We start from the raw sequence: 12,071 nt of genomic DNA on the forward strand, positions 1-12,071 counted from the left end.
CTGGCTTTAGGCTTCACGCGGGAGGCGCTGAGACTGGGAGCGAATAACCTGCTCCTCATAATCCAGTTCCTGCTGGAGCTTCCATTCTGTCTGGTCGTTAATCTCACTGCGCGATGTCATATCCCGCATGGCCTGCCGTTCGGCCCGCAGCAGTTGCAGGCGCAGCGCCAGTTCCATACGCGCATGGCGTAGGGCGCGGCTGCGGTCTAGCGGTGTGATACGCGGCGTTTCGTCCTCTTCTTCCAAACGGCTGTGATACAGCTGATACAGGCGGTCTATCACCTCCTGCCGCAGGGCTTCATCTGCATTCTGCCCCTCGGGCTTTGCCAGTGCTGTGCTGTTTGGGTTGGGCGCTGGCGGTTGCGCGCGCGCTTTTGTCAGCACCGCAAGGGCTGCGCGTATCAGCTTCTGGCGGGCCATGTTTTCTTCCTGCGCGTTCTTATCCACCGTCTCCTGCGGCAAAAAACGCAAACACAGCGGAATGAACACGCTGGCTGCCAGCAGGGAAAGTACAATCACCCCCGTAGCGGCCACCACCACGGCATCGCGCATGGGAAAGGCATCTGTGCCATCCGTGCCTTCGGGCAGGGAAAGCACAGCCGCCAGCGTAACGGCCCCGCGCACGCCAGCAAATGTCAGCAACATGCTGCCTGCAAAACCTGTGGGTTCAAACGGCAGGCTGCCAATACGCGCCACCACCCAACGGCCGAAAACGGATGTCCATACACCTGCAAAGCGCATGGCCAGCATAATGGCGTATATCTGCACCACAAACAGGCCAACCTGCCACAAGGCCACATCATATTTCCGGCCCAGCGCCACGCCATGTTGCAGCAGTTCTGGCAACTGCATGCCCAGAAACAAAAAGATAAGCGCATTAAAAACGTAGCTGACAATGTTCCAGACCGTTGTGGCCTGTAGGCGGGTAAAAGTGGCAGTGTCCTCTATCATGCCGGAAAGTTTGAGCACCATGCAGCCTGCCACGGCGGCCAGAATGCCCGAGCAGTCCACCGCTTCTGCCGCAGCGTACATTAAAAACGGCAAGAGCAACACAAAGATGATCTGGGATTGCGGATCATCATACCCACGGCGCACCAGCACGCGGTTGAGCTTAACTGCCAGCCATGCCACCGCAGCGCCCACCAGCAGGCCGCCCAGCGCCACCATTAGGAACGTGCCAAAAGCCTGCCTGTAAGAGAACTCACCCGTAAGGGCATCGGCCATGGCAAAGCGAAAGCACACAAGGCCGGAGGCATCATTAAACAGGGCCTCGCCCGATAAAATCTGCAACAGCCGGTTGGGCACCTTGCGCCCTTCAATAAGGCTGGAAACCGCAACCGTATCTGTGGGGGAAAGTGCAGCCGCCAGTGTAAAGCAGATAGGCAGGCCCAGCTCTGGCACAATCCAGTGGATAGCATAGCCACATACCAGCGTGCTGAGCACCACAAGCCCAAAGGCCAGAAACAGAATGGGGCCGCGCAGTTCTGCAAACTCACGCAATGGCATGCGAAATGAATCTGCAAACAGTAATGGCGGCAGAAACACAAACATGAACATATCTGGCTGCAAGCTGACATGCATGCCCGCCACCGCAGCAAACACACCCAGAATGATAAGGATAACCGGCTGCGGCACCTTCTGTTTAAACAGGGCAACAAGCAGGCTGCTGACTGCCGCCAGCAAAAGCAGCAGCAGAATGTTTTCTATGGTCAACATGGCCTGCGCTCTTTGGGCGTGTTTGGGTGTTTATGCAACGGACATTCTGCAGAAACACACCCGCTTTACGGCATGGCGGAAACAGGACGCAAAACCTGCTGGCGCACCAGGCCTTCCAACCATGTGGCAAACACCTGCACCCGCATGGAAAGGTGCCGCCTGTGCGGATAAAGCAGCGCCATAGGCAGCGGTGCCGCACGCCACTGGGGCAGTATTTCCACCAACTGGCCTGTGTGCAGGTAAGAGCGCACATCGTAAGCGGGTATCTGCATCACCCCCAGCCCGGCCAGTGTGCAGGCTATTAAAGCCTCTGCGCTGTTAACCGTTACGCGGCCCGGCACATCCAGCGTGTGGGTATGGCCGTGTTCCTCCCACTCCCATTGCTCTACCCGGCCATTCTGGGGGGAGGCATAGCGCACGGCCTCGTGCCCTTTCAGCAAATCTGTCGGGCATTGGGGTGTGCCGCGCTGCTTAAGATATATGGGGCTGGCCACGTTTATAAGTTCAAGCTCCCCCATGCGGCGGGCAATCAGGCCGGAATCCTGCAAGGGCCCAACGCGCAGCACACAATCCAACCCATCTTCCACCAAGTTCACGGCCCTGTCCGTTACCCCCAATTCTACCGAAAGACCGGGATATGTTGCCAGAAAATCGGGCAAGGCCGGGGCTACAATCAGCCGCCCAATGCGGCCGGGCATATTAACACGCAGCACACCCTGCACAGCGCTTTCGCTCTGGCGGAACAGGTTTTCCGCTTCCTCCACATCCGCCACAAGGCGCAGGCAATGTTCGTAAAAGGCTGCGCCATCTGGCGTGGGGGTAACTGTGCGTGTTGTGCGCGTAAGCAAACGTGCCCCCACGCGGCTTTCTAGCTGCTGCACGGCGGCGGATACGCTGGAACGCGGCATGCCCAAGGTTTCTGCCGCGTGGGTAAAACTGGCGGCCTCTACCACGCGGGCAAAAATACGAAAAAGATCTATCCTATCCATGCGCGTTAGCCTTTTGGGCTGCCACCTGCATTGTTCGGGAAATCTGGCAAGTGTTGTCAGAACAGGCAGCTTTATCCGTCCACTGTAGCTGATACGGTGGCAAGAGAAAACGGGAGCCACATCCATCGGCCTCCGATACATGCAAGGGAGCACCCAACATGGTAGACCACAGCATTAAAGGCAAAACCGTTCTGATAGCCGGTGGGGCCAAAAATCTGGGCGGGCTGATTGCGCGGGATCTGGCAGAACATGGCGCAAAGGCCATTGCCATCCATTACCATAGTGCAGCCAGCAAGGCGGAAGCCGATGCCACAGTGGCCGCTGTAAGAGCGGCAGGCGCGCAGGCTGAGGCTTTTCAGGCTGATCTGACACAGCCCGGAGCAGTAGCCAAACTGTTTGCAGATGCAAAAACTGCTTTTGGCGCGCCAGACATTGCCATTAACACTGTGGGTAAAGTGCTGAAAAAGCCGATTGCAGACACCACGGATGAAGAATTTGATGCCATGTTCACCATCAACACCAAGGTAGCGTATCAGTTCATCCGTGAAGCCGGAAAACATCTGGCCGATAACGGCAAACTGCTGACACTGGTGACATCTCTGCTGGGCGCGTACACACCGTTCTATTCCACCTATGCGGGTTCCAAGGCTGCGGTGGAACACTTCACCCGTGCGGCTTCCAAGGAATATGGCGCGCGTGGCATTTCTGTTAACGCCATTGGCCCCGGCCCTATGGATACGCCATTCTTTTACGGGCAGGAAAGTGCAGATGCCGTGGCTTACCACAAAACCGCTGCGGCACTTTCTCCCTTTAGCAAAACAGGCCTGACAGACATTGAAGATATTGCACCCTATGTGCGCTTTATTGTTTCTGAAGGCTGGTGGATGACGGGCCAGACCATTTTGGTAAACGGCGGTTACACCACAAAATAAAACCGGCTTTGTGCCCGTTGCGGTACACCGCCATGTGCAAGGGGGCCACGTGCAAAGCGTGGCCCCCTTTTTTGTGCCCTGCCCCAGATGCAAAGCTGTTGCGCGCGTGCAACAGCCCACAGAAAGCTGAGCAAACGGGGCTCATTCCTGTTGTAATGTTATAGTGTTACATAATACATGCTGCGCCTCCACCACACTCAACCAAGGCAGCGCACAGCATGATGGTTCGATCAGCCGCTCTTCTTCTCTGCTCCACTGTTTTTACTGCTCTGGGCAGCAGCATGGCCCTGGCTGAAACCACCACGACCACGACAACACCCTCCACAACAGAAACGCAGCAGAAAAAGCCCACTGAAACAAAGCCGCAAACCGTAAAAGTGATTGCGCATGACAAGAACGATGCCGAGCAGGTGATTGTAACCGCGCATCTGGACCGCATGCGTTCAGAACTTTCGCCCTCCACCGGGGCCACGGTGCACAAGTTCAGCCGGCAGGCGCTGGAAACCATTCCCGGTGGTGATAACGCACCGCTTAATCAGGTATTGCTGCAAGCCCCCGGCGTAGCGCAGGACAGCTACGGCCAGATCCATGTGCGTGGGGACCATAACGAGGTGCAGTTCCGGCTGGATGGCGTGCAGTTGCCGGAGGGGCTGAGCGTGTTTGGGCAAGCGTTGATGACACGCTTTGCAGATAACATGTCCCTCACCACTGGGGCGTTGCCCAGCCAGTTCGGGTTTTTGCAGGCGGCTGTAGTGGATATCAACACCAAGAACGGCACCACCAATTCTGGCGGCAATCTCTCACTTTACGGTGGGGCGCGGGATTACTTCTTTCCTTCCCTGCAATATGGTTTTCATAAAGGGAAGTGGGATTTCTTTGCCACGGCAGATTATGTGCATGACCGCACTGGCATTGAAAATACAACATCCTCCTTCAACGCCATCCATGACCTGAGCGAGCAGTATCACTTTCTGGGCCATCTGCGGTACACCGCGGATGAGGATACGCGTATCAGCTTTATTGCCGGTGTTTCCAACGCAGAATACCAGTTGCCCAACAACCCCGGCCAGCAAACCCAGTTTGCCATGCCCGCCTATTCTGGCAGCGATCTGGCGCAGCAGTTGAATGGCAGCGTGGACAGTGCGCATCTGGATGAACACCAAAATCAGATTACAGATTTTGCCATTCTGGCGTTGCAGAAAGAGATGGGAGACTTCAGCCTGCAAAGCTCCGTGTTCTCCCGCTACAGCAGCCTGCGCTATTCGCCCGACTGGCTGGGAGATCTGGTTTACAACGGTATTGCGCAGCAGGCCGCGCGCTCGGTGTTTTCCATGGGCACGCAGCATGACGTCACATGGCGTGCTGCAAAAGATCATACCGTGCGCTTTGGTTTTCAGCTTTTTGTAGAACGCAACACCTCCAAATCCCTCTCCCGCGTGTTTGGGCAGGAAGGTGAGGATGCAGATGGCAACGCCACCTTTGGCACCACGCCCCTGAGCATTTACGATGGCAGCGGCAAAACCGGCACGGTGTACGGCCTGTATGCGCAGGATGAATGGCGACCGCTGAACAACCTGACCATCAATTACGGCCTGCGTTTTGATGGGGTGAGCGAATACACGGCGGAAAAACAGGTGAGCCCACGCCTGAACATTGTGTGGAAGCCGTGGAAAGGCGGTGTGATTCACGCCGGGTATTCACGCTACTTTACGCCCCCGCCATTTGAGGTTGTCAGTTCTTCCTCGCTGTACAAATTTGCAGGCACCAGTGCCGCGCCCTCCGTTTACCAGAACAACAAGGTACGGGCCGAGCGCGACCATTACTTTGATGCCGGTATTGAACAAACCATTCTGCCGGGCTGGCGTGTCTCGTTCGATGCCTATTACAAGCTGGCACATAACCTGATTGATGAAGGCCAGTTTGGTGCGCCCATCATCCTCAGTGGCTTTAACTATCGCCGTGGGCAGGTGAACGGGTATGAGGTCAGCACCTCTTATGATCGTGGCCCGCTTTCTCTATACGGCAACTTTGCGTGGTCTCGCGCCATCGGCAAGGATATTACCAGCGCGCAGTTTAACATGAGCCCGGATGATCTGGCTTACATTCAGCACCGCTGGATCCATCTGGACCATGACCAGCGTTGGACGGCTTCTGCCGGGGCGGCGTATTCCTTCTTCCACAAAACGCGCTTTCCGCTGCGGCTGTCTGCCACCATGGTGTATGGCAGCGGGCTGCGGGCCGATGGCCTTGTGCCCAACGGTGTGGCGCTTACGCCTTATGCTACCGTCAACTTTTCTGCCGTGGAAACCATCCACAACACATTTGGCAGTGCATGGCCGGGGGATACGCAGTTCCGCATAGATGTGATCAATCTGGGGGACCACACCTACAAGCTGCGTGATGGTTCCGGCATTGGCGTGGGGGCCCCGCAATACGGGCTGCGCCGCACCATTCTGGGCGGGATTTCCCAAGGTTTCTAAGCACGTTACCGGCTGTGGCGCTGCCCACGCGCTACAGCCCCCACATGGGCATGGATTGATTTTACCGGCATTTTGCCCCAGAAAACGGCTCCAATACGAGGATATCCAGCCCGTGGAGGAGCCAGACCAATGGATATGACATGGGGCAACTTTCAGGCCATTGTTCAGCTTTCCGCCGGGTTGAATGTTGCCATTTTAAGTTTTGTGGATATCAGCCTGCCCGCCATTCAGGAACGGCGGAAGGTTTTTGCCAAGGCCCGGCAGGAGCTGGAGATCCACCGCAAGAACCCCCACAAGCGCACGGAAGCCGAAAAGGCAGACCACGCTGAAAACGTGGGAGACATTGACCGCCGCCTGTTTGACCTGTGGCGAGAAACCGCCGCCTTTGAACTGGTGGAAGATTCCCTTATGCGGCTTACAGGTGTTTCCGGCTTTATTGGCGCGGTGCTGAGCCTGACTTTGCTGTGGTATTCCGCCCTGCATTATGATGAAAAAATCTATCTGACCGGCCAGTTGTTGACCGCGGCCTCGTTCCTCTCATTGGCGGCGGCGTTTATTATCAACTGGATTACCGCCACACGCGCCGCAAAATATACCCAGCGCTGCAACACCCTGCGGCAGGAAATGGGCAAACGGCTGTGAACTTTTTTCATTCTGTGCGTTAAGATACTAAAAAACTCCCGGTGTGCTTCTGCCACCGGGGGTTTTCCATGCACAAAGTGCAGGATGGTGCCTAAAGTATGGCTCAGGCCTTGGCTTGTGCCGCAGCAACCTGACCCAAAGCAGCCTTGAGCTTTTCTTCTGCTTCTGGGGAAAGAGAGGTTTGCAGGATACGGGCATGGCCCTTGAACTGGCTGAGATCGGCCAGCACTTTTTCCGGCTGAGACTTACGCACCAGAATGAACAGCGCAGAGGTGTTGGGCGGAATGGTGTCGCTTAGCTGTTTGATAAAGCCATCATCAATTCCGTAATCAGAGAACTTGCCAGACAGCGCGCCCGCACCGGCGCCCACAGCGCTCCCGATCAAAAAGCCAGCCAGCGGGTTCAGGCACAAAAGACCAACCAGCGCGCCCCAGAAACCGCCGGAAAGCAGGCCCCAGGAAGCCCCGGCTTTTTCAAGGTTTACGCTTTGGTGCAAATGCACCTTGCCTTGTGCATCCCGCGTAACAACCACGGCATCTTCCAGATCCAGCAGGTATTCTTTCTGCAAGGCGCGGCATTCTGTCAGCACCTTGGCGGCATCATCAACGTGGTCAAAACCCAGAACAATCAGATCAGACATTCAAATCGGCTCCCTGCTTTATATCTCTCATGCCATCTGGCCTACGCGCGGCAAACGGCATGTACATTTGTATGTAGTCCTTTCAGGATATGGGAAGCCCACCCCACACATGCCAGTGGGCCAGATTACGCAGGCAGCATAAAAATACAGAAATACCATTATAGAGTATTCGTATAAGACGACTAAATAACCATACCCCGCTCCGCCAATACAGGTACAGCATCCACCCGCTCACGCCCGAGTGACAATACGGACCATTATTGTCCGATTAGATCACGAAACTTCACAAATCATGCAGGATTTTTGATAACAAACCAATATTTTCTGCATAACAGACCGGCAACCAAGGCCCTTGCCGCATATCCGGGCCGGTTCGATAGTGAGCCTCATCAAACTTGTTCACAAAGGAGGTTCACCCATGAACACACTGCGCAAAGCGGCCCTTGCTGCCGTATGTGGCCTGGCTTTGGCTGCCGGGGTTGCACCTGCCCATGCTGCCAATGTTGGCGTGGCTTCTGTGCCGGAAGCACCTGTTGGCCCCGGCCCTACGGTAGATAACGCATCTGTAGGCAACATTGCCGGGCTGATGTACTACTGCTACGCCCACAACATTGATGATGATACAACGGTGCGCTCACTCGGCCGCTCCCTTGCAAAACGCAGCGATGTGAAAAGTGATGCCGCATACCCCGCCGGTGGCGCAGGGCAGCTGATGGTTGGCCCCGGCCAGATGATTGACCTGAACACGGTGGATGACAAAGACATCCGCACCGCAACCTGTGCCCATGCTGCCCAGCGTGGCATCCAGCTGGATGATGGCACCTTTATGCTGCCGTTGCAGGACTAATACAGAAAAAGGCGGCCACACCCGCCACACATTGCCACACCATATGGCTTAAGGCTGATGGCTGTGGCAGATGGTCTGTTTGTAAAAACCGCCCTTGCTTTGGGGGCGGTTTTTATTTTTTGAGCACATGGAAACTCTCTGCGCCCACGCGCCGTTGGCAGTATGCACCCCTTTTATAAAGACGGGAGGTTTTCATGACATTCCTGAACTCCGTCTCCAACGCCATTTCCAGCGTGGGAGACTTTGTAACTGCCGCATGGTTTAACAAATCCGGCCTGTTAAGCGCGCTAAACGAGGTTCTTGGCCCTGTTCCTGCCCCGGATCACCCCAGTAAGCTGGAACAGCGGGCAGAAGCCATGGGCATGATTTCCACCATCCGCCGGTGGCAGACCGCCCCCCACAGCCCTCCGGCATCTGAAGCAGAAGTACGCGGCTTTTTCCTACAGGAAGAGCTGGATTGGTTTTCTGAACAGACCGGGCTTTCCGATACCGCCACCATGCACATTATCCGCAGGCTTCTGCCCCGGTGCGTGCGCCTGCGTGCCCTGCATGATCCCTCTCTGTTTCCGCAAAGAAACCGCATTTCCCCGCAGGAACACACGCCCGCCGTATAATGTGTTCAACACTGTTAAGATAAGCATGGCAGAAGCTGCCGCTTGGCTATTCTGCCATGTTTTTTAGAAAATTATTTAACTTATTTTCCCTTTACTTCCTTTTCCCTGCGTGAATATCCACACTTTCGAACAGGGGAAGGATTATGTTGGATTTACAGAGCATTTTCAAAAACAAGATATTTATTTTTATTATATGTTTATGCAGTATTTTTTATATTTTTTCTTACCTGATCCTCCCCTTCTCCACTGCCGATACAACATTTTACGCACTTATTGGCCGGGGGCTGCTGCAAGACCATATGCTCCCTTACCAGTATGTGTTCGACCATAAACCCTTTGGTGTTTATGTGCTGTATGGTGTGTGGGATGCGCTTACAGCCCAGTTACCTGTTGGCAAGTTTACGGTGCTGGCCCTGCTCTCTCTTGCTGCATTTGCAGCCATGGCCCGCAGTATATGGCACACACGCTGGCTATGGGTTTTTGCGGCACTCACGCTGCTGGGCGCGCCATTTGAGCTGCTGGCCGGAAATACAGAAACACTTCTGATCACAACAGAACTGGCCGTACTCTGGCTGGCCCGCAAAGGCACACTTGCCACCATTCAGCCCGCAACCCGCATTCTATGGCTTCTGGCTGCCGGGGTTATGTTTGGCCTTACGGTGAACATAAATTATCTGGAAGGTATTTGCCTGTTTCTGCCTGTATGTTTTTTATTACTGGCAAATACACGCCCGGCTTTAAATATAATTTTGTTTGCTATTGGCACCTGTGGAGGTTTGGCTGCGTTGTTTACGCCATATTTTATACAGGGGCATCATGCGCTGGCTGATTACTTTGCGCTGCAGCATCAGTTTTTACATGCTTACAGCGGCAAGCTTTCAAAACGCATAAAGGCTGTTCTGCTGCTGGCCGCTTATCTGGCCGTTTTTTCACCTATTCTCATCAAATGGTTCGGGCAGAAATCCATACTTAAAACGGCCCCAACACCGGATACCACATTGCTTACGCTGTGGTTTATCTCCTCGGTGCCTGCGGCTTTACTTTCTGGCCACGCATTCAGCCATTATTCGGGGCTGTGGTTTGCGCCCCTCAGCATCATGCTGGTGCTATTGGCACAACAGAAACGCCTTTTGTTAGGCTGGGCCGTAGCCCCTTTAGCCGCTGTTGTTGGGTTTAGCTGTGCAGATGAAATCCACAAGAATCTAAAAGACTATCTCAACTTCAAACAGATTGATTACACGTACCTATCTGATCTGGTTCAACAACAAAAAGTGCTCAACATCCGTACACCGCACACCCATTTTTACATGGCGCATTTGCACAGTTTTGACCGCTACCTTTTCCGAGATCATATCGACATTATTTATGGCAAAAACGCGGGCAAACACTATTTGCAGGACCTGGCGCAGCGCCCGGCTTTTGTCATGTTACCGTATCAGGGATGTTCAACAGACAAAGTAGAAGAACCTGTATGCGTTTATATTCAGCAACATTATCAGCAGGCTTATAGCGTGCGCATAGGCAAGGCTGGCAAAAAACAACCAAACCGCTTTTCGTTCGAACTCTATAAGTTCCAGAACTAACGCTTACGCGTCTATCAGCTCCCGCAGCTCCCAACGGTCATCTGCCTCTGGCTCCAAGCTTAGCGGAATGGCGTTGGGCAGGCGCACATTGGCAGGCAGAGACATAGCGGCGCGCAAAGCACGGAACAGCGCCCCATGTGCCACAATCAGCGGCCGACCGGGGGCCTGTGTGGCCCGGTTTACGGCATCTGTAGCGCGCTGGCGCAGGGCAGCAAATGTTTCTGCCCCCGGTGGGGTGTAATCACCGGCAATCCAGCTATTATACCAATCCCCTATCGGCTGGCCTTCCTGCTCACCAAAGCAGACTTCCTCCAGCCCCGTATCCACATCCAGCGGCAAGGCTGGCAGGCCGTGGGTGATAAGCGCATCGCGCACAATGGTGGCAGTGCGCAAAGCACGCTCCAGCGGAGAGCACACAATGCGCGTTACCCCATTTTCCCCTGCGGCACGCAGGGCAACCTCAAGCAGCTTTCCCGCCGCCACAGCTTGGTCAATGCCGGTTTCATTCAAGGGCACATCGGTGCGCCCCTGAGAAAGACCAGCCCGGTTCCAGTCTGTCTGGCCGTGGCGCAAATACCAGTATGGGCGGGGGAAAAGCGTGCTCATAGGGCCTCGGATCAATCGAACAGGGAGGAAACGGAGCTTTCATCCGCCACGGCATGAATGGCGCGTGCCAGCAGCCCGGAAATGGTGATCTGGCGGATATTGCGCGCAGCCATAACTTTTTCCGTGGCGCGGATGCTGTCTGTCAGTGTCAGCATTTCGATAGGCGAATCGGCAATGCGTTCCACGGCCTGCCCTGTCAGCACACCATGTGTCACGTATGCGCCCACAGATGCAGCACCCTGTTCGGCAATGGCGCGGGCTGCGTTGCACAGTGAACCACCGCTATCCACAATATCATCTACCAGCAGGCAGTGGCGGCCGCGCACATCACCAATCACGTTCATCACTTCGGAAACGCCTGCGCGTTCACGCCGTTTGTCAATAATGGCCAGATCCGTGTTCAGGCGCTGGGCCAGCTGGCGGGCACGCACCACACCACCCACATCGGGGGAGACGATCATCAGATCACGGTCTCCGTAGTGGGAGCGAATGTCGCGCACAAACAGCGGCGCGGCGTACAGATTGTCTACCGGGATATCAAAGAAACCCTGAATTTGCATGGCGTGCAGATCCAGCGTGAGCACGCGGCTGGCACCGGCTTCTACCAGCAGATTCGCAACCAGCTTGGCGCTGATAGGCGTACGCGGGCCGGATTTACGATCCTGCCGGGCATAACCAAAATAGGGCATCACTGCGGTAATACGCTTGGCCGAACCACGGCGCAGCGCATCCAGCATGATCAGCAGTTCCATCAGGTTATCATTGGTGGGGGTGCAGGTGCTCTGGATAACGAACACGTCCTCACCACGTACATTTTCGTGGATTTCTACAAACACCTCCATGTCCGCAAAGCGGCGCACGGTGGCGTTGCAGAGGGGGAGGTTCAGCTCCGCGGCAACGGCTTCGGCAAGTGGGAGGTTGCTGTTACAGGCGACGATTTTCATGACAAGGACGGTTCCCGGCCTTAGGTGTGGAACGAAAAAAGGGCTCTCCGGCGGGCCGGGTGTAGCAACCACGGGGCC

At 55.3% G+C, this 12,071-nt stretch carries 11 protein-coding genes; 6 read left to right on the forward strand and 5 right to left on the reverse strand.

The window, feature by feature from the left end; genetic code table 11:
* Positions 1-6: 6 nt before the first annotated feature.
* Positions 7-1,716 carry a Na+/H+ antiporter gene (locus ABNV41_RS11770; protein WP_050819210.1) on the reverse strand — a complete coding sequence of 570 codons (1,710 nt, stop codon included), beginning with the start codon at positions 1,714-1,716 and terminating at the stop codon, positions 7-9.
* Between the two features lie 65 nt (positions 1,717-1,781).
* The gene (locus tag ABNV41_RS11775; RefSeq protein WP_050820328.1) at positions 1,782-2,705 is read right to left on the reverse strand and encodes a LysR family transcriptional regulator; all 924 of its coding nucleotides are present in this window, start codon (positions 2,703-2,705) and stop codon (positions 1,782-1,784) included.
* A gap of 158 nt (positions 2,706-2,863) precedes the next feature.
* Between ABNV41_RS11775 and ABNV41_RS11780 the strand changes: the two genes are divergently transcribed.
* The 3 genes from ABNV41_RS11780 (at position 2,864) to ABNV41_RS11790 (ending at position 6,759) form a co-directional block, all read left to right on the forward strand.
* Complete coding sequence (locus ABNV41_RS11780) at positions 2,864-3,637, forward strand: SDR family oxidoreductase (protein WP_050819209.1); 774 nt, start codon at positions 2,864-2,866, stop codon at positions 3,635-3,637.
* 218 nt (positions 3,638-3,855) lie between these two features.
* Positions 3,856-6,117 carry a TonB-dependent receptor domain-containing protein gene (locus tag ABNV41_RS11785; RefSeq protein ID WP_349934760.1) on the forward strand — a complete coding sequence of 754 codons (2,262 nt, stop codon included), beginning with the start codon at positions 3,856-3,858 and terminating at the stop codon, positions 6,115-6,117.
* A gap of 129 nt (positions 6,118-6,246) precedes the next feature.
* A complete protein-coding gene (locus tag ABNV41_RS11790; protein ID WP_003630104.1) occupies positions 6,247-6,759 on the forward strand; it encodes a hypothetical protein in 513 nt (170 codons plus the stop codon).
* A 103-nt stretch (positions 6,760-6,862) separates the two neighbouring features.
* Here ABNV41_RS11790 and ABNV41_RS11795 read toward each other — a convergent pair whose 3' ends face one another.
* Positions 6,863-7,399, reverse strand: coding sequence for a DUF1269 domain-containing protein (locus tag ABNV41_RS11795; protein ID WP_003630102.1), 537 nt, complete (start codon positions 7,397-7,399; stop codon positions 6,863-6,865).
* Between the two features lie 379 nt (positions 7,400-7,778).
* Between ABNV41_RS11795 and ABNV41_RS11800 the strand changes: the two genes are divergently transcribed.
* The 3 genes from ABNV41_RS11800 to ABNV41_RS11810 all read left to right on the forward strand — a co-directional run bounded on the left by ABNV41_RS11800 (position 7,779) and on the right by ABNV41_RS11810 (position 10,443).
* On the forward strand, positions 7,779-8,246 hold the full coding sequence (locus ABNV41_RS11800) for a hypothetical protein (protein ID WP_012812457.1): 468 nt from the start codon (positions 7,779-7,781) through the stop codon (positions 8,244-8,246).
* A 194-nt stretch (positions 8,247-8,440) separates the two neighbouring features.
* Positions 8,441-8,860: a hypothetical protein gene (locus ABNV41_RS11805; protein ID WP_050819208.1), complete on the forward strand. Its 420-nt coding sequence runs from the start codon at positions 8,441-8,443 to the stop codon at positions 8,858-8,860.
* 143 nt (positions 8,861-9,003) lie between these two features.
* Positions 9,004-10,443 (forward strand): hypothetical protein, encoded by a 1,440-nt coding sequence (locus ABNV41_RS11810; RefSeq protein WP_050819207.1) that lies wholly within the window; start codon positions 9,004-9,006, stop codon positions 10,441-10,443.
* Between the two features lie 3 nt (positions 10,444-10,446).
* On the opposite strand, the gene ABNV41_RS11815 is transcribed toward ABNV41_RS11810, so the two are convergent.
* Both ABNV41_RS11815 and ABNV41_RS11820 read right to left on the reverse strand, forming a co-directional pair.
* Positions 10,447-11,049, reverse strand: a complete 603-nt coding sequence (locus ABNV41_RS11815) for a histidine phosphatase family protein (RefSeq protein WP_349934762.1) — start codon at positions 11,047-11,049, stop codon at positions 10,447-10,449.
* Positions 11,050-11,060: 11 nt separating this feature from the next.
* On the reverse strand, positions 11,061-11,993 hold the full coding sequence (locus ABNV41_RS11820) for a ribose-phosphate pyrophosphokinase (RefSeq protein WP_050819205.1): 933 nt from the start codon (positions 11,991-11,993) through the stop codon (positions 11,061-11,063).
* Positions 11,994-12,071: the final 78 nt, after the last annotated feature.

It is taken from the genome of Acetobacter sp. A11-2 (genome assembly GCF_040208445.1).
Taxonomy (GTDB): Bacteria; Pseudomonadota; Alphaproteobacteria; order Acetobacterales; family Acetobacteraceae; genus Acetobacter; species Acetobacter oryzoeni.

Bases quoted from the DNA above. Each gene is read 5' to 3' on its own strand.
- ABNV41_RS11780 (WP_050819209.1), top strand. From the start codon at position 2,864: ATGGTAGACCACAGCATTAAAGGCAAAACCGTTCTGATAGCCGGTGGG.
- ABNV41_RS11775 (WP_050820328.1), bottom strand. From the start codon at position 2,705: ATGGATAGGATAGATCTTTTTCGTATTTTTGCCCGCGTGGTAGAGGCC.
- ABNV41_RS11810 (WP_050819207.1), top strand. From the start codon at position 9,004: ATGTTGGATTTACAGAGCATTTTCAAAAACAAGATATTTATTTTTATT.
- ABNV41_RS11795 (WP_003630102.1), bottom strand. From the start codon at position 7,399: ATGTCTGATCTGATTGTTCTGGGTTTTGACCACGTTGATGATGCCGCC.
- ABNV41_RS11790 (WP_003630104.1), top strand. From the start codon at position 6,247: ATGGATATGACATGGGGCAACTTTCAGGCCATTGTTCAGCTTTCCGCC.
- ABNV41_RS11805 (WP_050819208.1), top strand. From the start codon at position 8,441: ATGACATTCCTGAACTCCGTCTCCAACGCCATTTCCAGCGTGGGAGAC.
- ABNV41_RS11820 (WP_050819205.1), bottom strand. From the start codon at position 11,993: ATGAAAATCGTCGCCTGTAACAGCAACCTCCCACTTGCCGAAGCCGTT.
- ABNV41_RS11785 (WP_349934760.1), top strand. From the start codon at position 3,856: ATGATGGTTCGATCAGCCGCTCTTCTTCTCTGCTCCACTGTTTTTACT.
- ABNV41_RS11770 (WP_050819210.1), bottom strand. From the start codon at position 1,716: ATGTTGACCATAGAAAACATTCTGCTGCTGCTTTTGCTGGCGGCAGTC.
- ABNV41_RS11815 (WP_349934762.1), bottom strand. From the start codon at position 11,049: ATGAGCACGCTTTTCCCCCGCCCATACTGGTATTTGCGCCACGGCCAG.